The 21,530-nt window shown below is 60.8% G+C and carries 16 protein-coding genes and 1 pseudogene; 11 read left to right on the forward strand and 6 right to left on the reverse strand.

Annotated elements, in window-relative coordinates; genetic code table 11:
- The 10 genes from AB5Y85_RS03985 to AB5Y85_RS04030 all read left to right on the forward strand — a co-directional run.
- The coding region (locus AB5Y85_RS03985) for a tetratricopeptide repeat protein (protein WP_368221218.1) at positions 1-1,164 on the forward strand (1,164 nt) is incomplete at its 5' end.
- Between the two features lie 66 nt (positions 1,165-1,230).
- Positions 1,231-2,193, forward strand: a complete 963-nt coding sequence (locus AB5Y85_RS03990) for an ion channel (RefSeq protein WP_005353221.1) — start codon at positions 1,231-1,233, stop codon at positions 2,191-2,193.
- 115 nt (positions 2,194-2,308) lie between these two features.
- Positions 2,309-3,115, forward strand: coding sequence for an exodeoxyribonuclease III (gene xthA, locus AB5Y85_RS03995; protein WP_160881474.1), 807 nt, complete (start codon positions 2,309-2,311; stop codon positions 3,113-3,115).
- 328 nt (positions 3,116-3,443) lie between these two features.
- Entirely contained in the window at positions 3,444-4,646 is a 1,203-nt protein-coding gene (locus AB5Y85_RS04000; RefSeq protein ID WP_257686637.1) for an efflux RND transporter periplasmic adaptor subunit, read from the forward strand.
- A 9-nt stretch (positions 4,647-4,655) separates the two neighbouring features.
- Positions 4,656-7,766: an efflux RND transporter permease subunit gene (locus tag AB5Y85_RS04005; protein WP_257686638.1), complete on the forward strand. Its 3,111-nt coding sequence runs from the start codon at positions 4,656-4,658 to the stop codon at positions 7,764-7,766.
- 116 nt (positions 7,767-7,882) lie between these two features.
- Positions 7,883-8,635 (forward strand): ABC transporter substrate-binding protein, encoded by a 753-nt coding sequence (locus tag AB5Y85_RS04010; protein ID WP_257686639.1) that lies wholly within the window; start codon positions 7,883-7,885, stop codon positions 8,633-8,635.
- A gap of 57 nt (positions 8,636-8,692) precedes the next feature.
- The gene (locus AB5Y85_RS04015; protein ID WP_368221219.1) at positions 8,693-9,193 is read left to right on the forward strand and encodes a hypothetical protein; all 501 of its coding nucleotides are present in this window, start codon (positions 8,693-8,695) and stop codon (positions 9,191-9,193) included.
- Positions 9,194-9,465: 272 nt separating this feature from the next.
- On the forward strand, positions 9,466-10,983 hold the full coding sequence (locus AB5Y85_RS04020) for an efflux RND transporter periplasmic adaptor subunit (protein ID WP_368221220.1): 1,518 nt from the start codon (positions 9,466-9,468) through the stop codon (positions 10,981-10,983).
- A complete protein-coding gene (locus tag AB5Y85_RS04025) occupies positions 10,980-14,108 on the forward strand; it encodes an efflux RND transporter permease subunit (protein WP_201904207.1) in 3,129 nt (1,042 codons plus the stop codon). The genes AB5Y85_RS04020 and AB5Y85_RS04025 overlap by 4 nt, the downstream gene beginning before the upstream one ends.
- A 44-nt stretch (positions 14,109-14,152) precedes the next feature.
- Positions 14,153-14,506 carry a copper-binding protein gene (locus tag AB5Y85_RS04030; RefSeq protein ID WP_139460317.1) on the forward strand — a complete coding sequence of 118 codons (354 nt, stop codon included), beginning with the start codon at positions 14,153-14,155 and terminating at the stop codon, positions 14,504-14,506.
- Positions 14,507-14,625: 119 nt separating this feature from the next.
- Here AB5Y85_RS04030 and AB5Y85_RS04035 read toward each other — a convergent pair whose 3' ends face one another.
- The 5 genes from AB5Y85_RS04035 to AB5Y85_RS04055 all read right to left on the reverse strand — a co-directional run bounded on the left by AB5Y85_RS04035 (position 14,626) and on the right by AB5Y85_RS04055 (position 19,470).
- On the reverse strand, positions 14,626-15,543 hold the full coding sequence (locus AB5Y85_RS04035; RefSeq protein ID WP_368221223.1) for an ABC transporter substrate-binding protein: 918 nt from the start codon (positions 15,541-15,543) through the stop codon (positions 14,626-14,628).
- An 83-nt stretch (positions 15,544-15,626) separates the two neighbouring features.
- Entirely contained in the window at positions 15,627-16,430 is an 804-nt protein-coding gene (locus AB5Y85_RS04040; protein WP_368221221.1) for an ABC transporter ATP-binding protein, read from the reverse strand.
- Positions 16,430-17,467: an iron chelate uptake ABC transporter family permease subunit gene (locus tag AB5Y85_RS04045; RefSeq protein WP_257686645.1), complete on the reverse strand. Its 1,038-nt coding sequence runs from the start codon at positions 17,465-17,467 to the stop codon at positions 16,430-16,432. The genes AB5Y85_RS04040 and AB5Y85_RS04045 overlap by 1 nt, the downstream gene beginning before the upstream one ends.
- Before the next feature lie 7 nt (positions 17,468-17,474).
- Positions 17,475-18,491 carry an iron ABC transporter permease gene (locus AB5Y85_RS04050; protein ID WP_021231225.1) on the reverse strand — a complete coding sequence of 339 codons (1,017 nt, stop codon included), beginning with the start codon at positions 18,489-18,491 and terminating at the stop codon, positions 17,475-17,477.
- A 175-nt stretch (positions 18,492-18,666) separates the two neighbouring features.
- Positions 18,667-19,470, reverse strand: a complete 804-nt coding sequence (locus AB5Y85_RS04055) for a siderophore-interacting protein (RefSeq protein ID WP_368221222.1) — start codon at positions 19,468-19,470, stop codon at positions 18,667-18,669.
- Positions 19,471-19,794: 324 nt separating this feature from the next.
- On the opposite strand from AB5Y85_RS04055, the gene AB5Y85_RS04060 reads away from it, so the two are divergent.
- Complete coding sequence (locus AB5Y85_RS04060) at positions 19,795-21,312, forward strand: HD domain-containing phosphohydrolase (protein WP_368221224.1); 1,518 nt, start codon at positions 19,795-19,797, stop codon at positions 21,310-21,312.
- Between the two features lie 92 nt (positions 21,313-21,404).
- Here AB5Y85_RS04060 and AB5Y85_RS04065 read toward each other — a convergent pair.
- A pseudogene (locus tag AB5Y85_RS04065) lies at positions 21,405-21,530 on the reverse strand (TIGR03503 family protein); the annotation flags it as partial.

A 21,530-nucleotide genomic window follows, 5' to 3' on the forward strand; every position in this document is an offset into this window, starting at 1 on the left:
TGTGCCGAGCGGGCCGATGCGGTGCCCCGTTTTGCCAACTACTGCCGCTGCCTGCAGGCCGATACCCACCTCAAGCTGGGTCAGGCACAGGAGGCGCGCTCTTTAATGCGCCAGCTGCTGGCCGGGCAGGAGAACAGCTGGGCCCGCCTGACACTGGGCAAGGCCTGCAACACCCTGGGGCTCCACGAAGAGGCGGTCAGCCATCTGCAGGCGACCCTCAAAAATACCCCGCTGATGGTGGAGGCTCACCTCTGGCTGGCAGAATCCCTGCTGGCCCTTGGCAATGACGAGCAGGCGCAGCAGGAGCTCAGACGGGCGGTGGATATCTCCCCCCAGTCGGTGCAACTCTCCCGCCGGCTGGCGGAGGTGTGCCTGCAGCGCCACGACTACGCCCAGGCCAAGGATGTGCTGATGTCGCTGATCGACCTGTCACGCAACTCCATTCACCGCACGCCCCATTATCTGGGGGCCTATATCCAGACCCTGACCCTCTACGCCCTCAACAGCAACGACAGCTACCACATCGCCAACCTGCAAAAGCAGGTCAATTCTGCCCTGTCGCGCATCCGCGATTCGCTGATGATGTCGGAGTTCAACTACCCGGTGTTCGAGCAGATCTGTCAGGCCCGGGTGCAGATTGCGCTGGGGGAGCTGCTCAAGGGCAAGAAGATGCTCTATCGCGCCAATCAGAACTGGCTCGATGAACCGGCCACCATGCCCCCCGCCCTGCTTGGTGAGACCATCCTCGCCCTCTATCAGCTCGGCGAGTTCGAATATGCCGAAAGCCTGCAAGGGCTGCTGGCGGAGGACGAAGATCGGCTGCTCACCACCTGCATTCAGGCAACCCGGGATGACAAGACGGTGCTGGAGCGTCGTCAGCGCTACCAGCAGCTCAACGATCTGGGGATCAAGGCCTATCAGAGCGGCGAGCTGGAGCAGGCCCTCGGTCATTTTCGCGAGGCCCTGCGCCGCGCCCCCGCCAATACCGGTGCGGCTCTCAACAAGATCCAGGTGCTGCTGCAACTGATGCAGAAAAACCGCAAGAGTCCGGAATTTGGTGCCGAGTGCAAAGACACTCTGGACGTGCTCGACGGTATCCCCCTCAACCCGGCCCAGCAGGAGCGTTTTCGCAAGCTGCGTCAGGAGTTCAACCAGTTCAGCTAAGACGCCGCCGCGCCCCCTTTTCCCCGCCTATGCTGAAACCAGTTCGGCAATGCGAGGGAAACGAAGATGGCGATGTGTCGTTATCTGGTGGCCGATGGCCGCCACTGCAGTGAAGAGGCTGGCGAGCACGATCTCTGCCACTGGCATGATCCCCACCATACCCATCAGGAAGCCCACACCGCCGAGGCGCTTGAACAGTACGTTCGCGCTGGCGGACTCTGCCACGGCCTGCAGCTGTCACGGGCCAATCTGGCGGGCCTCAATCTGGTCAACAAGGAGTCCGATCAGGGATTTTTGCTGGAGCAGTGCAACCTCTATCGCGCCAACCTGCGCGGTGGTCACCTCTACGGCCTGCGCATGAAGGGCGGCAGCCTGATGAAGGCCGATCTCAGTGATGCCAACCTCCAGTGCGCCACCCTCGATGACGTCAACCTGCTCGGCATCCGCTGGCACAACACCCGGCTCGACAACATGCAGACCGGCAAACGGGTGATGCAGGATCGCAAGGGGCGCCGCGAACGGGATCCCAAACAGGCGCGCATCTGGTTCAAGGAGGCGGAAGAGACCTACCGGGATCTGCGCAAAGCCTCCGAGGCACAGGGGATCTTCACCATGTCCGGCAACTATATCCAGCAGGAGCTCACCATGCGCCGCCTGCAACTGCCGTTCTGGTCGACCCAGCGTTTTACCTCCTGGGTGGTCGATCTCTTCTGCGGCTATGGCGAGGCCCCGATGCGGGTGGTGCTCTTCTCGTTGCTGCTCATCTTTATCTGCAGCATTTTTTACTTCTTCTGCGGACTGCATTTTCAGGGCGAACACCTCATCTACCAACCCGGTGCCCCGCTCGAGCAAAATGCCATCTTCCTGCTCGAATGCCTCTACTACAGCGTGGTCACCTTCACCACATTGGGGTACGGCGACTTCACTCCGGTCGGCCTCTCCAGGATCTTCGCCGCCTTTGAAGCCTTTACCGGCAGCTTTACGCTGGCGCTGTTTGTGGTGGTATTCGTCAAAAAGATGACCCGCTGACACCTCTGCCCACCCCGCGGTGCCTGCAACTGATGTAGGCCCGCGGCCAAACTTGCATCCACCGCCGATTCCTAGTCCAATAGCCACTTATAAAAATGACATGAGCATCCCGGACATGAAGATCATCTCTTTCAATATCAACGGCCTGCGCGCCCGTTTGCACCAACTGCAAGCCATCATCGACAAGCACCAGCCCGATGTGATCGGCCTGCAGGAGATCAAGGTGCACGATGAAGCATTCCCGCTGGCCGATGTGGAAGCCATGGGCTATCACGTAGAGTTTCACGGCCAGAAGGCCCACTACGGGGTCGCCATCATGAGCAAGCAGAAGCCGGTCAAGGTGGAGAAAGGCTTCCCCACCGATGACGAAGAGGCCCAGCGCCGGATGATCATGGCCACCTTCGAACGTGAAGACGGCTCTCTCATCAAGGTGATGAATGGCTACTTCCCGCAGGGTGAAAGTCAGGATCACGAGACCAAGTTCCCGGCCAAGCAGAAGTTCTACGAGGATCTGCAGCGCTACCTCGAGACCAACCACACCCCGGACGACCAGCTGGTGCTGATCGGGGATATGAATATCTCTCCCACCGATCTCGACATCGGCATCGGCGAGGCAAACCGCAAACGCTGGCTGCGGGATGGCAAATGCTCCTTCCTGCCTATCGAGCGCGAATGGATGGAGCGACTGAAAGGGTTCGGCCTGACCGACACCTTCCGCGCCGCCAACCCCACCGAGTGCGAGCGTTTCTCCTGGTTTGACTACCGCTCCAAGGGCTTTGACGAGAACCGCGGCCTGCGCATCGACCTCATCATGGCCTCCGACGCCCTCAAGGACAAGGTGACCGAGACCGGTATCGACTACGAGCTGCGCGGTATCGAGAAACCCTCCGACCACGCCCCCATCTGGGCCTGCTTTGCCTGATTGATTGAGTGCGGGCGAGGGCTCCTCTCGCCCGCCACAATACTCCCCCCCCCCTTTTTTTCCTCCTGGCTATTGTCATCGTAAGCACTATCCTGTCGGCAATATCGCTCTCATATGACACTCTTTATTCCATTTTTCAGCAGCAGAACGGCTTCTGTTGTGAAGAACAGAGAGAACTTTTTCGATCAAGCAGCTTGGGTTCAATGTTCATGCTCTATGATTGAAAAACTTCAATAATCCAATGAGTTAATTTGTAATCATGAAGTTAATCACGTCAGCCGAAAAAAAAGGTGTGCATGATGGCCGCAATCGGGCCAACAGGAGTGAAATGATGATGGAGCCAAACACCAGAGCAGGATTATTCAAACAGGGGATGCTCGCTCTGACGCTGGCCGGTGCACTGGCCGGCTGTGGCGGGGAAACAAACCAGACGGCGCAAACCATGCCGGCCGTGCCCGTGGTAGTCAACGAGGCGACCCTGACCGATGTGCCGCTCACCACCGAGATGGTTGGCGAAACTGCGGGCTTTCGCGAGATCGATGTGCGCTCCCGGGTCAGTGGCATCCTGCTCAAGCGCACTTATGTGGAAGGCCAACCGGTTACCGCCGGCCAGCAACTGTTCCTGATCGACCCCGAGCCCTACAAGGTGGCGCTGGAGCAGGCCAAAGGCACCCTGGCCCAGGAGCAGGCCAGACTCAACAAGGCACGCGCCGATCGGGATCGCATCATTCCCCTCTTCAAGCGCCAGGTGGTAAGCCGCAAGGACTATGACGACACCATCGCCAACTATGAAGCGGCCATCGCCAGCCATCAGGCCGCTCAGGCCAAGGTGAAGGAGGCCGAGCTCAACCTCAGCTATACCAAGGTCACTGCCCCCATCAACGGCATGGCGAGCAAGAGCTCCCAGTCCGAGGGGAGCCTTATCTCCACCAGTGGCGACAACGGCCTGCTCACTACCATCACCCAGTTTGATCCGCTCTACGTCAACTTCTCCTACTCGGAGCAGGATCGCCTCAACTTCGAAAACTCGGTAAAAAAAGGGGTGATTGAGGCGAAGGATGCCACCACCTGGCGCACCCATATTCGTCTGGCCGATGGCTCCCTCTATCCGGAGGCGGGCAAGCTCAACTTCTCCGACAACCGGGTCGATCCCCAGACCGGCACCATCCGTGCCCGCGCCATCTTCGATAACAAGGACGGCGTGCTGCTGCCCGGCCAGTTTGTCCGTATGACCATCGATCTGGGCACCCGCAAGAATGCCATCGTGGTGCCGCCCCGCGCTATCGTCCAGTCCCAGGCTGACCGCATGGTGATGGTGGTCGATGCCGAGAACAAGGTGATCCCCCGTCCGGTCAAACTGGGCCCGGTGGTCTCCGAGGGGGTGCTGATCGACAGCGGCCTCAATGCCGGTGACCGTTACATCGTCGAAGGCTTGATGAAGGCTCGCCCCGGCAGCGTGGTGAAACCTGTCTCTGCCGACGAGATGAAAGCCATCACCGCCAAGATGGTCAGCCACTCAGCGGCCAAGTAAGGAGCTCGTATGTTTTCCAGGTTTTTTATCGAGCGTCCCATCTTCGCCAGCGTGATTTCCATCATTATCGTGCTGGGCGGATTGGCGGCAATGCGCTCGCTTCCCATCGAGCAATATCCCCAGATCACCCCGCCGGTGGTCTCGGTGACCGCTTTCTATCCGGGGGCCACTCCGGAGGTGATCTCCCAGACTGTCGCCGCACCGCTGGAGCAGCAGATCAACGGCGTCGAGCGGATGATCTATATGCAATCGGGTTCGGCCTCCAACGGCCAGATGAACCTCAACGTCTACTTCGAGATCGGCACAGATCCGGATCAGGCCACCATCAACGTCAACAACCGGGTATCGGCCGCCATGGCCCAGCTGCCGGAAGAGGTGAAAAAGCAGGGGGTAACGGTCAAGAAGAAATCGACCTCCATCCTGCAGGTGGTCACCCTCCAGTCGCCGAACGGCTCGTTTGATACCACCTATCTGTCAAACTATGCCCTACTCAACATCATCGACGAGCTCAAGCGGATTCCCGGCATCGGTGATACCACTCTGTTTGGCGGTACCGACTATGCGATGCGCATCTGGTTGCGGCCGGATCGACTGGCCCAGCTCGAACTCACCCCGAGTGATGTGATTAGCGCCATCCGCGAGCAGAACACCCAGTTTGCGGCAGGCAAGATCGGCGCTCAGCCCACCTCGACCCCCATCGACTTCACCTACACGGTGCAGACCAAGGGTCGCCTTGAAGATGTGAAAGAGTTCCAGAACATCATAGTTCGCTCCATGCCCGATGGCTCCAAGATCCGGGTCCGCGATGTCGCCCGGGTCGAGCTGGGGGGCAAGGATTATGATCTGGTGGCCCGCGCCAACGGCAAACCGGCCATCGGTATCGCTACCTATCTGCAGCCCGGTGCCAACGCCGTAGCAGTCGCCGATGCGGTGCACACCACCATGGAGCGGCTCAAGGAGCGCTTTCCGCAGGATATCGAGTACCAGATCCCCTACGACACCACAGAGTTTGTGAAGATCTCCATCGAAGAGGTGGTACACACCCTGTTCGAGGCGATCGTGCTGGTGTTCGTGGTAGTCTACCTGTTCCTGCAGAACTTCCGCGCCACCCTGATCCCCTGTATCGCGGTGCCAGTGTCACTTATCGGGACCTTCGCCGGCATGCTGGTGCTCGGTTTCTCCATCAACCTGCTGACCCTGTTCGGCATGGTGCTCGCCATCGGTATCGTGGTGGATGACGCCATCGTGGTGCTCGAAAACGTCGAGCGGATCATGAGCGAGAAGAAGTGCTCCGCCAAAGAGGCTGCCATCCTCGCCATGCAGGAGGTCTCAGGTCCGGTGGTCGCCATCGTGCTGGTGCTTTGCGCCGTGTTCCTGCCGGTCGCCTTTATGGGTGGCATGACAGGGGTGATGTACAAGCAGTTCGCCATCACGGTCGCGGTCTCGGTGGCCATCTCCGGTCTGGTGGCTCTGACTCTCTCTCCGGCCTTGTGCGCCGTGTTGCTGAAAGAGGGACATCACAAACCGGCCCGTTTCTTCGTCTGGTTCAACGATAAATTTGACCAGCTGACCCGCGGCTATGTACGGGGTGTGGCCTTCCTGAACCGTCGGGTGGGGGTCGCTTTTGCCATCATCGCCGTACTGCTGCTCTCCATCTACGGTCTCTTCCTGAAAGTGCCGGGCGAGCTGGTACCGAACGAAGATCAGGGCTACCTCATCTCCGCCGTCATGCTGCCGGATGCCGCCGCCATGAGCCGGACACAGGCAGTGGCGGATCAGTTCGACAAGCTCGCCATGGCCAATCCCAATGTGAAGGATGTGATCACCTTCTCGGGCTTCGACATCCTCTCCAACGCCATCATCAGCAACAGCGGTCTCACCTTCATTACCCTGAAGGACTGGAGCGAGCGCAAGGGGACAGGCCAGGACTCCTTCGAGCTGGCCAAAACCCTGCAGGGGATGAGCCTGATGGGGCTGGCTGACGGCTTTGTTGCCTCCTTCAACCCGCCCCCCATCCAGGGGATGTCCACCACCGGCGGACTGGAAGGCTACCTGCAAAACCGGGGTTCCGGCAGTGCCCAGGAGTTTTCGGGCGAAGTACAGCGCTTCCTCGCCGCCGCCAAGGAGCGCCCCGAGTTTGCCAGTGTCACATCCACATTCCGTGCCAATGTGCCGCAGGTCTATCTCGACCTGGATCGCGAGAAAGCCAAGGCGCTGGGGCTGCCGATCAATGCGGTATTCGACACCATGCAGGCCACCTTCGGTCAGGTCTATGTCAACGACTTCAACCAGTTTGGCCGAACCTACCGGGTACAGTTGCAGTCCGAAGCGGACTACCGCGCTAAGAAGAGCGATATCCGCAACGTCTACGTGCGCTCCAACACCGGCGAGATGATCCCGCTCAGCAGCCTGGTGACGGTCCGTGATGCCACCGGCCCCGAACTGGTTGAACGCTTCAACATCTTCCAGGCAGCCAAGATCATGGCACAGCCGGCACCCGGCTACAGTTCGGGTCAGGCGATCGCCGCACTGGAAGAGGTGGCCAACAGCACCCTTGGCAACGATGCCAAGCTGGAGTGGACCGGTTCCGCCTATCAGGAGAAAGCCTCTGCCGGTAGCGCAGGCATGGCGTTCGGCTTCGGTATTGTGATGATCTTCCTCATCCTGGCAGCCCAGTACGAACGCTGGAGCCTGCCGTTTGCGGTGATCACAGCCGTACCGTTCGCCCTGTTCGGCGCCCTGCTAGCCACCTGGCTGGTAGGACTCACCAACAACGTCTACTTCCAGATCGGGCTGGTGACCCTGGTGGGTCTTGCCGCCAAGAACGCCATACTGATTGTGGAGTTCGCGGTGATGAAGCACGAAGAGGGGATGAGCCTCATCGAGTCGGCACTGGAGGCGGCGCGCCTGCGTTTTCGCCCCATCGTGATGACCTCGCTGGCCTTCATCCTCGGCTGTGTGCCGCTGGTCACCTCCAGCGGCGCCGGTGCCGCAAGCCGTCACGCTCTCGGCTGGCCGGTCATCGGCGGCATGCTGGCGGCCACCTTTATCGCCATCTTCTTTATCCCGCTCTTCTTCCGCCTCATCATGAAAGGGTCGGAAAAACGCGCCAAGCCGTAACGCTCTCCACGGGCGTTCCACCGATAACAAACTACCCCCGCCCGTGCGGGGGTATTTTTTTGTCTGCGGTGTGCTTCAATGACACACATCGAGACTTTTTTGCACAGGATCCGGATATGCTGGCTCAGCTCTGGCTCGCGACGACCTTGACGACCACTACCCTCTCCGCCTGTGGTCATCACGATTATCCCCCCTGGAACTGGCTGAGCGATGGCAAGATCATCGGCGTTTGTGCCGAAGTAGTCAGTACCCTCTATCAACGGTTGGGTTTCAATGTGGATCTCTCCTATGTGGGCCCCTGGGCCCGCTGTCAGCAGAAAGTGGCGAAAGGAGAGGTCGACATCAATATCTGTGCGCTGCGCAACGAAGAGAGAGCACACTACTCCCGCTTTACCCGAACACCCATGGCCATCAATGACATGGCTGTGTTCGTACGCCAACCCGGCAGCCGCTTGCTGCAGCGACGGGAGGATCTGACCGGACTGCGGGGAGCCATGATGATCGGCGTCAGCCTTGGCAGCGAAATGGATGATTTTTTGCAAGCAAATACCCGCATCTACAGGGTCAACTCCCTCAAGCAGGTATTTGGCCTGCTGGCCAGTGACCGGGTCGACTTCGTTCCCTATGGCCGCTCTTCCGGCCGCCTGTTTTTGAGCGAAAATTACCCGAGCAGCGGAATGGCTGATCTGCAGTGGCCACTGCAGCGCGGTGAGCTCTATATTTCTGTTTCACTACAATCTCCCCATCTTGGCACCCTCGAACAGCTGGAACCCATGCTGCAAGCGCCGGGCATGAGGCAGTGGATAGATCAGCTGCTGGAGAAATACAGCGACATCTATCTGCAACAACAGCGCCAGCCCTCGCCTTGACCTTCTCCCAGAAGCAAGGTTTAGAGTCTGGATACCAGATCCTGAAGGATGACCGGATTGTCACTCACCCAGCTTGCGACAAGATTGCCCTCTGCCCTGCTAGCCCGGCTATTGCTGGCTCTGCTGCTCGTGTGCAATCTGACCCTCTGCATCAGCTGGCATGGTTCTCCCCTCTCCTCCGAGCCGACCTCAAGCAGCGCCCAGTCGATGGTGATGTTCGATTCATCCATGGCGATGGCGGATGGCGATATCTCTCATGCAATGCCCGCTATGGATCACCCGGGCGATGTCATGCCCCTCTCCTGCCATCAGGGAGACGAGGGGTCAGCCATGGGCGATGAGTGCCAGATGCAGACCGGCGTCAATGCTCTCTCCTTCGGCGCGATGGCTCTGCTGGGTGTACTGGTCGCCCTGCTGACCTTCCCCCTGCTACTTGGCAACAACGTCGCAGCGTCACTGCTTGATAACTGGTTGCGGGATCCCTTCCTGCGCTCGCGCGGTACTCACCCTCCCTCATGGCCACGCCGACACCTGATGTTGTCGGTGCTGCGCCACTAGAAAGATCTTCTCTTGCGGCAGCGGCAAGCCTCGGCTTGCCCGTATCCTGCCGCCTTGCCTGACCCTGTGCCCCGGCCAAACCGGCCCGCTCACAGGGAGCCGTGCGCGCTGATACAGCTGCGCCCCGTTTGCCGCCAATCCCTTGGGTGATGCCTTGTCCATCTCCCGTCCGGCGGCGTGCACAAGAGAAGAGATATGATGTCACTTGTCCCTGTTACCGGCCTTATCGCCGCCAAAAAACTTGCCACTCAGCCACTAAGTGGAGGTGTGCGATGAGCCAGAAACTGCTGATATCGGCCCTGCTGCTTGCACTTGGCGCCGGTGGCGGCTACTGGGCCGCCAAACAGACTAGCGACGGTGCAACCGCCAAAGAGAAGACGCCCCTTTACTGGGTCAACCCCATGGATCCGCGCGACAAGCGCGATGGTCCGGCCAAAGACAGCATGGGGATGGACTTTATCCCCGTCTATGAGGAAAAACAGGGCGGCTCGCCGGGCACCGTCACCATCAGCCCCGAGATCCAGCAGAACCTGGGAGTGCGGCTTGCCAAGGTGGAGAAGCTGCCCATCCACCAGCAGATCGAGACGGTGGGCTACGTCGGCTATGACGAGGACAGGCTAGAGGCCATCAACGCCCGCATGGCGGGCTGGATCCGCACCCTCGCCATCAAGAGCGAGGGGCAGCAGGTGGCCAAAGGCTCACTGCTCTACGAGATCTACGCCCCGGATCTGGTCAACGCCCAGCACGAGTACCTGCTCGCCCTCAACACGGCCAACCCGCTGCTGCTACGTGCCGCCGAGGGCAAGCTCAAATCCTTACAGGTACCCGCGGATCAAATCGCCGCCCTCAAGCGCAACCGTCAGGTGCAGGAGACGGTGCGTATCTATGCCCCCAGCAGCGGTTATGTCTCCGAGCTGAAAGTGCGCGAAGGCCAGTATGTGGAGCCCGCAGCGGCACTCTTTAACATCAGCACCCTCAAGCAGGTGTGGGTCAGTGCCGAGGTGTTCGAGCGTCAGGCGGCCCAGCTGAAGGTGGGCGATCCGGTCACCATGACCCTCGACTACGCCCCCGGTCGCAGTTGGCAAGGTAAGGTGGATTACCTCTACCCGACTCTGGATGCCGCCACCCGTACTCTCAAGGTGCGGCTGCGCTTTGCCAACCCGGACGAATTTTTGAAACCCAATATGTTCGCCAAGGTGACGATTCAGGCGGGCAAGGGAGAGCCGCAATTGGTGGTGCCCAGCGAAGCGGTGATCCGTACCGGCAGCCAGGACCGGCTGGTGCTGGCGCTGGGGGATGGCAGCTTTAAGTCGGTGGCCGTCACCCTAGGCCCCCAGTTTGGCGACAAGGTCGCCATCAAGGCGGGGGTAGAGGCTGGGGACAGCATCGTCAGCTCGGCCCAATTCCTGCTCGACTCCGAATCGGCTATCGACTCGGACTTCCAGCGCATGACGGCGGTACGTCCCGCCCAGGTGTGGACCCAGGGCGAGGTTGAAAGCATCGATCTGGCCAACCGTACCCTGATGGTCTCCCACCAGCCCATCCCCGAGTGGCAGTGGCCCGCCATGGAGATGGAGTTCACCGTCGCCGACGGTGTGGACATCAGCAAGCTGGTCGAGGGGCAGACCCTGCACCTGCAGGTAATGCAGGAGCGGGATGAGTACCGCATCACCAGCATTCATCAGGAGCAAGCGCCGGCAAGCGGCGACGCAGCCAAGCCCGCAACGGATGAGATGGAGAAGATGGAAGGCATGGACCATAGCCAGCACAATATGGGAGCCAAGCCATGATCCCCTCGATTATTCGCTGGTCGGTGGGCAACCGCTTTCTGGTGCTGTTGTTGACCCTCATGCTCACCGCCTGGGGGCTCTGGTCGGTCAAACAGACCCCGGTGGACGCCCTGCCGGATCTATCCGACGTGCAGGTGATCATCAAGACGGCCTACCCGGGCCAGGCGCCTCAGGTAGTGGAGGATCAGGTGACCTACCCGCTCACCACCGCCATGCTGGCGGTACCGGGGGCCACCACGGTGCGCGGCTACTCCTTCTTCGGCGACTCCTTCGTCTATGTGCTGTTTGACGACAACACCGACCTCTACTGGGCCCGCGCCCGGGTGCTGGAGTATTTGAGCCAGGTCGCGCCCAACCTGCCCGCCTCCGCCCGCCCCCAGCTCGGCCCGGACGCCACCGGGGTGGGCTGGGTCTATCAGTACGCGCTGGTGGACAAGACCGGCAAGCATGACCTCAGCCAGCTCACCTCCCTGCAGAACTGGTTCCTCAAGTACGAGTTGCAGACGGTGGATGGAATCTCCGAAGTCGCCACCGTGGGCGGCATGGTGCGCCAGTATCAGGTGCGGGTCGACCCGGACAAGCTGCGTGCCTACGGCATCCCGCTCTCCCTTATCGAGACCGCCATCAAGCAGGGCAACCAGGAGACAGGCGCCTCCGTCATCGAGATGGCGGAAGCGGAGTATATGGTGCGCTCCAATGGCTATCTGAAAAGCGTCGAGGATCTGAAGCAGATCCCACTCGGCACCAATGTGCGCGGCGCCCCGCTGCTGCTGGGGGATGTGGCAGATGTGGTCACCGGACCCCAGATGCGGCGCGGCATTGCCGAGCTCAACGGCGAAGGAGAAGTGGTCGGTGGCATCATCATCATGCGCTACGGCGAGAATGCCCAGCACACCATAGACGGAGTCAAGGCACGGCTGGCGGAGCTGAAAAGCAGCCTGCCACAAGGGGTGGAAGTGGTCACCGTCTACGACCGATCCGACCTTATCCAGCGCGCCATCGACAACCTCTCCGGCAAGCTGCTGGAGGAGTTCGCCGTGGTGGTGCTGGTCTGCCTCGCCTTCCTGTTCCACCTGCGCTCGTCACTGGTAGTGGTCATCACCCTGCCAATCGCCATTCTGGTGGCCTTTATCGTCATGCATCTGCAGGGGATCAACGCCAACATCATGTCGCTCGGGGGCATCGCCATCGCCATCGGCGCCATGGTGGATGGCGCCATCGTGATGATCGAGAACGTCCACAAACATATGGAGCGGGAGGCGCTCACCGACAAGAACCGCTGGCGCATCATCACCGAGGCGAGCATCGAAGTGGGGCCCGCCATCTTCTTCTCCCTGCTGATCATCACCATCAGCTTCCTGCCGGTATTTGCGCTGGAGGCGCAGGAGGGGCGGATGTTCCATCCCCTCGCCTACACCAAGACCTACGCCATGGCGGCGGCTGCCGCGCTCGCCATCACGCTGGTGCCGGTGATCATGGGTTACTTCATCCGTGGCAAGGTGCTGGCGGAGCAGGCCAATCCGCTGAACCGCTGGCTAAGCCTGGGCTATGTGCCGCTGCTCAAAGCCGTCTTGGCCCGTCCGAAAACCACCCTGGCCATCGCCGCCGTGGTGACGGTGGCGGGCTTCTGGCCGCTCAAGTACCTCGGCTCCGAGTTCATTCCGCCGCTCGATGAGGGGGACATCATGTATATGCCCACCACCGCAGCCAATATCTCGGTGGGCAAGGCGCGGGAGATTTTGCAGCAGACCGACAAGCTCATTCGTACCGTGCCCGAGGTGCAAAACGTGTTCGGCAAGGCGGGGCGCGCCGAATCGGCCACCGACCCTGCCGATCTGGTGATGATGGAGACCAGCATCCAGCTCAAGCCCCGCGATCAGTGGCGCCCCGGTATGACCCCGGAGAAGCTCAAAGAGGAGCTCGACTCCCTCATCCGTTTCCCCGGCCTCACCAACGCCTGGGTGCCCCCCATCAAGACCCGCATCGACATGCTGGCCACCGGTATCAAGACCCCGGTGGGCATCAAGATAGCGGGGCCGGATCTCAAGGTGATCCAGCAACTCGGCCAACAGCTCGAACAGATCGTTGGCAAGGTGGAGGGCGCCTCATCGGTCTACGCCGAGCGGGTGGCGGGTGGCCGCTACGTCAAGGTGGATATCGACCGGCTGAAAGCAGCACGCTATGGCCTCAACATCGCAGATGTGCAGGCGGTGCTCGCCACCGCGGTGGGCGGCATGGAGGTGGGCCAGACCATCGAGGGGCGCGAGCGCTATCCCATCAACCTGCGCTATCCCCAGAGCTATCGTGACTCGGTGGCGAGCCTTGAGCTGCTGCCGGTGGTGACCCCGAGCGGGGCGCGCATCGCGCTGGCGGACGTGGCCCGGGTCTACATCAGCGACGAGGCCCCCATGCTGCGCAGCGAGAATGCACGCCTCAACGGCTGGGTCTACGTCGACATTCGCGGCCGCGATATCGGCTCCTTCGTCGATGAGGCCAAGGCCGAGGTGAACAAACAGCTGGTGCTGCCGGCAGGCTACGCCCTCACCTGGTCTGGCCAATACGAGTACATGGAGCGGGCCAAGGCGCGCCTCGCCTACGTGGTGCCGCTGACGGTCGCCATTATCGTGCTGCTGCTCTATCTGGCGTTTCGCCGCGTTCAGGAGGTACTGCTCATTCTCACCACCTTGCCGCTGGCGGTGGTGGGGGGGATCTGGACCCTCTGGCTGCTCGACTTCAACCTCTCTGTGGCGGTCGGGGTGGGCTTTATTGCTCTGGCGGGGGTGGCGGTAGAGACCGGCGTCTTGATGCTGGTCTACCTCAACCACGCCTGGGATGACCTGGTGGCCAGCGGCAAGCCGGACAAGGCGGGTCTGCATCGGGCGGTGATCCACGGCGCCGCCCTGCGCCTGCGTCCCAAGATGATGACGGTGGTGACTATTATCGCCGGCCTGTTGCCCATCATGTGGAGCCACGGCACCGGATCCGAGGTGATGCAGCGCATCGCCGCCCCCATGATCGGCGGCATGGTGAGCGCGCTGGTGCTGACCCTCTTGGTGCTGCCAGCGGCCTATTACCTGTGGCGCAGCCGCAGCCTTGGCAAGGGCGCGAACCCGCAATCCGAATAACCCGATTTCACGATCCATATTGACTGAACTATGAGGAAACCATCATGAACTACAAAACGCTGACCCTGACATTGCTGCTTGGCCTTGCCACCCAGACCAACCTGCAAGCCGAAGAGATGATGCACCATGAAGGGCACGAGATGAGCCAGACGGGTGAGATGAGCGAACAGGGCGCAATGGTGATGACCAAGGGGGTCATTACCCGCCTCGATGAGGGGAGCGGCAAGGTCGGCATCAAGCACGAGGCGATCGAGAACCTCAAGATGCCCGCCATGACCATGGTCTTTCGAGTGGCAGATCCGGCCCAGCTCAAGGGGCTGAAGGTGGGGGATGCCATCCACTTTCATGCCGAAAGCCAGAGCGGCAAGCTCACAGTGACAGCCATCCAGCCGCAATAAACGGCTCTGGCTCGCCGAAAAGGTCACGATAGACAGTGACAACGCAAGAGGGAGGCATCAGCCTCCCTCTTCTTTTGATCAACCTGTTCGTGTGGTCAACCTCTGGCGCGCGATAGCACTCAGCTGCGGGTTGCCAGCAACTGCTCCACATCCTCGATCACCTTGAGGGCCGCCTGCGGGCCGCCGCTGGAGGTCCAGAGCGACCCGTCCACAGCGCCAAAGCGCTTGGCTTTGATCACCGGCAGCTGCTGGAACGCCGGGGTCTGCTCCGCCTGACGCATGGCATCCACCGCATCACCGGTGGCGCTCAGAGTACCGACCACCAGCCAGTCAGCATCCAGCAAGTTGAGGGACTCCAGACTCAGCGCCGGTGAGTGGGGTGCGCCAGAACCCTGCTGCTTGCTTGGGCGTACCAGCCCCATCGACTCCACTACGCTGCTGGCAAAGGTGCCCTGATACATAAAGCTCGGCCCCTTGGGGTTCCAGCGCACTATGCTGATGCTCTCCCCCTGATGCTTGGCCAGCTTGCTGCGGGCCTGAGTCAGCCGCTCGGCATACTGCAGCAAGAAAGTATCCCCTTGCTGGTCGCGGTTGAGGGTGTGGGCGGTGCGGCGGAAGCTATCCTGCCACGGCTCACCCCACTTGCTGGTCACCACGGTCGGCGCGATCTCCCCCAGCAAAGTCAGCAGCTCTGGACGGGTCTGGCCGGTCAGGATAAGGTCGGGCTCCAGCGCAATCAGCGACTCCAGATTGGGGCTGTCGAGATCGCCGATCACCTGGATACCCATGCCCGCCTTGTTCAGCAAATAGCGGGGCAAGGTGGGTTGACCACGGCCATTGACGGCGCCGATGGGGGTCAGCCCCAGGGTCAGGGTGCTGTCGAGTTCGAGCTCGCTCAGCACCACCACCCGCGTTGGCTGGACTGGCACCTGCACCTTCTGGCCAAACGCATCAGTCACTTCACGCATATCCTGCGCCTGAACCAGCGGCGCGGCCAGCATCAGGATGGCTGCTGCCAGGGCGGCAAAACGCTTCATCATCTCACTCCTTCTCGTTGCACGGCCCGGATAATCGGCCGCGTAAATACACTCGGCGGGCCAACAGAGCAGGCCCATATGACTCAACTCGCCGAACGCAGGGTGCGGCCATGTTCGTGGCGACGGGGCACGATAATGGGCGCCCCGTCGCCGGGGGCATGCAGAATGTCGACACTGGTCTGGTAGAGCCGGTCGATTAGATCCTTGGTCACCACCTCCCGGGCCGGGCCCATGGCGGCAATGCTCCCCTCGCCGATGGCGATCAGCTCGTCACAGTAGCGGGCCGCCATCGCCAGATCGTGGATCACCAGCAGCACGGTTTTGCCCTCGGCGGTGATGCGATGGATCGCCTCCATCACCTCGGTCTGGTGACCGATATCGAGGGCGCTGGTGGGCTCGTCGAGCAGCACCATGTCGCTGTCCTGCGCCAGGATCATCGCCAGCCACGCCCGCTGCGCCTGCCCACCGGAGAGAGACGCGGCGCTCTGCTGCCAGATGCTTTCAAGCTGCATCCGCTCGCAGGCGCTGCGCACCATGCGGGCATCCTCCTCGCCCCACTGATTGAACCAGCCCTGATGAGGGTGGCGGCCATACTGCACCAACTGCTCCACCAGAATGCCGGCAGGCAGGGTCGGCCGCTGGGGCAGATAGGCGAGCTCCCGCGCCAGCCCCTTCATGGGATAGCTGGCAAGCGGTTTGCCTTTGAGCAGGATCTCGCCGCGTTGGGCTTTCATCTGGCCGGATAGCAGCTTGAGCAGGGTCGATTTGCCGCAGCCGTTGGGGCCGACGATCCCCACCAGCTTGCCCCTCGGCACGCTGAAAGAGATGTTCCGCAAAATAGGGGTCTGCTGATAGGCGAAATGGAGGCGATTTACGGTGAGCGTCATCAGTCAGCCCTCTGGCGATCGTTAACAAGAAGAAACAGCAGCAACAGGCCGCCGAGAATACGGGTCATGATGCCGGTCGCCACCTCGTGAGGGCTTGCCAGCACCCGGACCAGGGTATCGCTGGCAAGCAGCAGCAAGGCGCCGCTGAGTGCCGCCAGCCAGAGCGGCACCACCCGGTCTTTCACCAGCCAAGAGGCAAGAATGGGGGCTGCCATAGCGATAAAGACCACGGGGCCGCCGATGGCGGTGCCGAGCGCCGCCACCAGAATGGCCTGCGCCAGAATGCCCAGTTGTACCCGATCGCCGTTGACGCCAAGCCCTCTGGCCATCTCGGGGCCAAAGCGCAGCACCGCCAGCGCGCGGGAGAGATAGACGATCCACGGGCAGAGCACCAGCAACAGGATGGCGATGGGGGTGATGGTGCTGTACCCCACGGCGATAAAGCTGCCCATATTCCACAAATAGAGGGAGCTCAGGTGCAGCAGGGCCTGGGTGGACATCACAAACTGGCCGAGCGCCTCGAACAGTTCGGAGAGACCGATGCCGATCACCACGAACAGATAGCCCTGCTCACCCGGTTTGCGGCAGAGGGCATAGAGCACCAGCGCCGCGAAGATGGCGCCGATGGGGGCCGCCCACCAGGGCCAGCTGCCTACCGTCAGGTAGAGGGAGAAGACGATGATGGCCAGAGAGGCGCCGTTGTTGACCCCCACCATGTCGGGTGTGGCCAGCCGGTTGCGAACCAGAGTCTGCACCAGACAGCCGGAAAGCCCCATGGCCGCCCCCGCCACCACCACCCCAAGGATGCGCGGCAGCCGGATCTTGAACAGGGTGAGCTGCTCAAGCCGCGTCCCCTCCCCCAGCAGGGTGTTGACCACCCCGGCAAAGCCGAGTTTGCCGCCGCCAACGCTCAGGGCCAGCAGAGCAAGCGCCAGCAGCGCCATGGCCAGCAGTACCAGCCAGCGCCAGCTTGGCAGATGGATCAGCAAAGAGCGGTTGCCGGCCCGCAGGCAGAGCATATCGGTAGGTGTACGCATCAGCCCCTCACTTGACGGTCAGCAGGGTGCGAAAGCCCCCGCGATGAACAATGGCGATCAGTACAGGCGCGCCAATCAGGGCCAGAATAACCCCGTTTGGCAGCTCGAACGGCTGGATCAGCCAGCGCGCCAGAATGTCGGCCAGCAGCAGAAACAACATGCCGAACAGGGCGGAGAAACAGACCTGCACCGACAGCTTCACCGGCTCCACCAGTCGGCCACAGTAGGCGGCCAGAAAACCGACAAAGCCGATGGGGCCGGCGATGGCGATGGCACTGGCGGTAAACAGGGTGGCGGCCAGCAGCACACCAATTCGCACCCGGTTAGGGCGGATCCCGAGCGCCTGGGCCTGACTGTCCCCCATCTGCATCAGGGTCAGCTGGCGACAGAGCAGCAAGGTGATGACAAACGCCGCCAGCACGAAGGGCAGTACGGCTATGATGGCATCGAGATTGGCCGCCGACAGGGAGCCGAGGTTCCAGAAGCGGTACTGCTCCAGCACCATCTTGTTGGAGAGCAGCAAAAAGCTGGAGAGACCGCCGAAGGTGGCCGAGAGCGCCACCCCGACCAGAATGAGCTTGAGGGGGTTGGAGCGGCCAATCATCATGCCGAGCCCCAGCACAATCACGTTGCCGAGCAGCGCACCGAGTCCGGCCCAGAGCAGATAGCCATAGGCAGACTCCACCCCGAACCAGGTGAGCCCCACCACCAGCGCAAAGACGGCCCCGGCGTTGACCCCGAGCAGGCCGGGCTCCGCCAGCGGATTGCGGGTCGCGCTCTGCAACAAGGAGGCAGCCAGCGATAAAGAGGCGCCGACCACCATGGCGCAGAGGGTGCGCGGCAGTCGCAAGGTATTGAGCACCATGGCGAGCTTCTCGTCTCCAGCCCAGCGGGCATCCCCCATCAGGTAGCCGAGCACTTCGCGGGCACCATAGACGCCCGCACCAGTGGCGAGCGAGAGGCAAAACAGCGTGCAGAGAAGGAACAATGCCAGCCAGAACAGAGGGGTCTGGTACTTAACCACCCTTTACGACTCCTTGCGTTGGGTCTGACAACATGCAGCCAAACCGACGTGAAAACAGGGCGCTCTTGTGTCAACGGAAATAAAAACGCCGCCCGCACGAATACCCAGACGGCGCAATACTAAATGCAAATCATTTTTATTTGCAAGCGTGAATCAGGTATTCTTTCGCGTCCGCTTAATTATCCATCACATCATGACGGGTCTGATGATAGGCCTCTTCACTCTTGCCCCGGCGCCAGTACGGCACGGCGTAGAGCGACTGGCGATCCACCTCGAGCACAGACCGAAAATGGCGGCGCAGCGGTAGCACCAGCGCCTCTTCCCCACCCAGCCAGAAGAAGCCACCATCGCCCACCAGCGGCAGAGCAATCACATGCTCCAGCAGGCCACTGGACTCGGGCTCGCCGACAAACCAGTGACAGCGCACCCCGACCGGCAGCGTCAACGGCTGAGCATCGGCCTGATCCGGCACCAGAATCGCAATTTCCCCTCTGGCCTCGGCAGGCATCACCTCACACATCGCCATGATGGCGGGCAAGGCGGTGAGATCCCCCACCAGGCAGTAGTGATCGGACGGTTGCAGCATGGGGTTGGGACCACCCGGCCCGGAGAGGATCACCTTCTCTCCCGGCTTGGCATGGGTAGCAAAGGCGCTGGCGGGCCCGCCGTCACCGTGCAATACGAAGTCGATATCAATTTCCTGCTCATCACGGCGAAACGCGCGGATGGTGTAGGTACGGATCACCGGCTTGTCAGCCGGGTCACTCCAACGCGGGCCGCTCGGAGTCATGGCAGGCAGCACCGGCTCTACCTGATGGGGCTGGGCCAGCATCACCTTGATATGGGCCCCACCGCAGGTAAAGGGATAGTCAGCCAACTCGCTGCCACCAAAGGTGATGCGACGCAAATGGGTGGTGATCTGGGTAATGGCTTTGACAGTCAGCAGACGGGGACGATTGGGAGGCAGAGATGGGGACACGATGGGGCTCCTCGTTGAGTGTGTCGCCCATGCTACACGCAAATAGGAATTACTATCAAATAAGATTATTTCTCGTCTAATAGCTACAAACTGGATTCAAACATCCCCAACCACTGGCGTACACACCCCAATCCAGAAATAGGCTTTATGCACGCTAGCTCCATGATTGGGCAAAGAAAGCAGCCGGACAACGCCACAGTCACAAACGGTTCCATTTGCTTATTTCGACCATAGTTTTTCGAGATCAAATTTTATTTCCCAATAAGTTTCCTATCCTTAGTGAAGCAGTTAATGTAAGCACAGGATGCCAAACAGGATTGTATGATGGATGACCAGATCCTGATTATTGATGATGACGATCTCTCCCTCCCCGACGCACAGCAAGCGGGCTGGAAGGTGATGATTGTTGACGATGAGCCTGAAGTGCATCGCATCACCAAAATCACCTTGAACAAATTCGAGTTTGACAATCGCCCCATCGATTTTCTGCATGCCTATTCCGCGGCACAGGCCAAAGAGTTGCTGGCCACCACCCCGGACGTTGCCCTGTTGCTGCTGGACGTGGTGATGGAGGTCGACCACGCCGGCCTCGATGTCGTCAAATACGTCCGTGAAGATCTGCAAAACAAGATGGTACGCATCGTGCTGCGTACCGGCCAACCCGGCCAGGCGCCGGAAGATGACGTGGTCACCAACTACGACATCAACGACTACAAGGATAAAACCGAGCTCACCTCCCAGAAGCTGCGCACCCTGCTGCGGGCCAGCCTGCGATCCTATCGGGATATCCGCACCTTGGAGAGTAACCGTCAGGGGCTGGAAAAAGTCATCGAAGCCTCCAAGGGGATCTTTGAGAAACGGGCGTTGCGCCAGTTTGTCGAAGGCGCCCAGGAGCAGCTCAGCGCCCTGCTCCATCTGGGGGAAACCCAGATATACGACGTCAAGCAATACGCCTATGAGGTGAAGGATCAAGTATTGGAGCCCCTGCTCCCCGGCCATCCCGCCATGCTCCTCACAGAAGCGCCGGAGATCCTGCGCCAGGCCATGAGCAAGCGCAGCAATGTCTATAACGCCACCCAGATGGTGCTCTACTGCCAGAATCCGCGCCACCATCTGCTGTTCCACATCGAGACCACCCGCCAGCTCAACCAGATCGATACCAGTCTGCTGACGCTGTTTACTGAAAACATCATAGTGGCGCTGGAGAATATCCGGCTCAATGAGGTGATCGCCGACAACCAGCGGGAGATCATCTATCGCATCGGCGAACTGGTCGAAACCCGTTCCAAAGAGTCAGGACTGCACGTCAAACGGGTCGCGCTCTATACCGAACAGTTCTGCCACCTGATGGGCATGAGCGAAGAGCAGAGCGAGCTGGTGAAACGTGCCTCGCCGCTCCATGACATTGGCAAGGTGGGAATTCCCGATGCCATCTTGCACAAGCCGGGCAAGCTGACGCCGGAGGAGTGGGAGATCATGAAAACCCACGCCCAGCTCGGGCAGGATATGCTCTCCGGCAGCGATCTGGCGCTGTTTCAGATTGGTGCCACCATCGCAGGTAATCACCATGAGAAGTGGAATGGCAGTGGCTATCCCCGCGGTTTGAAGGGGGCCGATATTCCGCTGGAGGGGCGGATTGTGGCACTGGCTGACGTATTCGATGCCCTGGGTTCGGATCGCTGCTACAAGAAAGCGTGGCCGCTGGACAAGGTGCTGGCCCTGATTGAAGAGGAGAAGGGGCAGCATTTCGACCCCCAGCTGGTCGAGCTGATGATGGCCAATCTGGACAAGTTCCTCGAGATCCGCGAGCAGAACAAGGATGTCTATATCGGCGAACACTGATAGCCAGCTTGTTCTGTTTATGAACTAAAAAAACCGCCCTACTTATCAGGGCGGTTTTTTATCTCTGGCATCACGCCACTTCAGTACGAGGGTTACTGCTCCGGCAAATTGAGATCCAGCTTGGCGGCTGGTTGTCCGGCTTGCTGATTCTCGGCCTGCGCAGCGGCCAGAGCACGCTTCAGGGCACGCCGTTTTTGTATCACCACAAACCCGACCCC

This window comes from Aeromonas sp. R3-1 (assembly GCF_040908345.1).
Taxonomy (GTDB): domain Bacteria; phylum Pseudomonadota; class Gammaproteobacteria; order Enterobacterales; family Aeromonadaceae; genus Aeromonas; species Aeromonas veronii.

What these genes read in the sequence shown, in the direction of transcription:
- AB5Y85_RS03990 (WP_005353221.1), top strand. Translation starts at nt 1,231, where the DNA reads ATGGCGATGTGTCGTTATCTGGTGGCCGATGGCCGCCACTGCAGTGAA.
- xthA (WP_160881474.1), top strand. Translation starts at nt 2,309, where the DNA reads ATGAAGATCATCTCTTTCAATATCAACGGCCTGCGCGCCCGTTTGCAC.
- AB5Y85_RS04000 (WP_257686637.1), top strand. Translation starts at nt 3,444, where the DNA reads ATGATGATGGAGCCAAACACCAGAGCAGGATTATTCAAACAGGGGATG.
- AB5Y85_RS04005 (WP_257686638.1), top strand. Translation starts at nt 4,656, where the DNA reads ATGTTTTCCAGGTTTTTTATCGAGCGTCCCATCTTCGCCAGCGTGATT.
- AB5Y85_RS04010 (WP_257686639.1), top strand. Translation starts at nt 7,883, where the DNA reads ATGCTGGCTCAGCTCTGGCTCGCGACGACCTTGACGACCACTACCCTC.
- AB5Y85_RS04020 (WP_368221220.1), top strand. Translation starts at nt 9,466, where the DNA reads ATGAGCCAGAAACTGCTGATATCGGCCCTGCTGCTTGCACTTGGCGCC.
- AB5Y85_RS04025 (WP_201904207.1), top strand. Translation starts at nt 10,980, where the DNA reads ATGATCCCCTCGATTATTCGCTGGTCGGTGGGCAACCGCTTTCTGGTG.
- AB5Y85_RS04030 (WP_139460317.1), top strand. Translation starts at nt 14,153, where the DNA reads ATGAACTACAAAACGCTGACCCTGACATTGCTGCTTGGCCTTGCCACC.
- AB5Y85_RS04035 (WP_368221223.1), bottom strand. Translation starts at nt 15,543, where the DNA reads ATGAAGCGTTTTGCCGCCCTGGCAGCAGCCATCCTGATGCTGGCCGCG.
- AB5Y85_RS04040 (WP_368221221.1), bottom strand. Translation starts at nt 16,430, where the DNA reads ATGACGCTCACCGTAAATCGCCTCCATTTCGCCTATCAGCAGACCCCT.
- AB5Y85_RS04045 (WP_257686645.1), bottom strand. Translation starts at nt 17,467, where the DNA reads ATGCGTACACCTACCGATATGCTCTGCCTGCGGGCCGGCAACCGCTCT.
- AB5Y85_RS04060 (WP_368221224.1), top strand. Translation starts at nt 19,795, where the DNA reads ATGGATGACCAGATCCTGATTATTGATGATGACGATCTCTCCCTCCCC.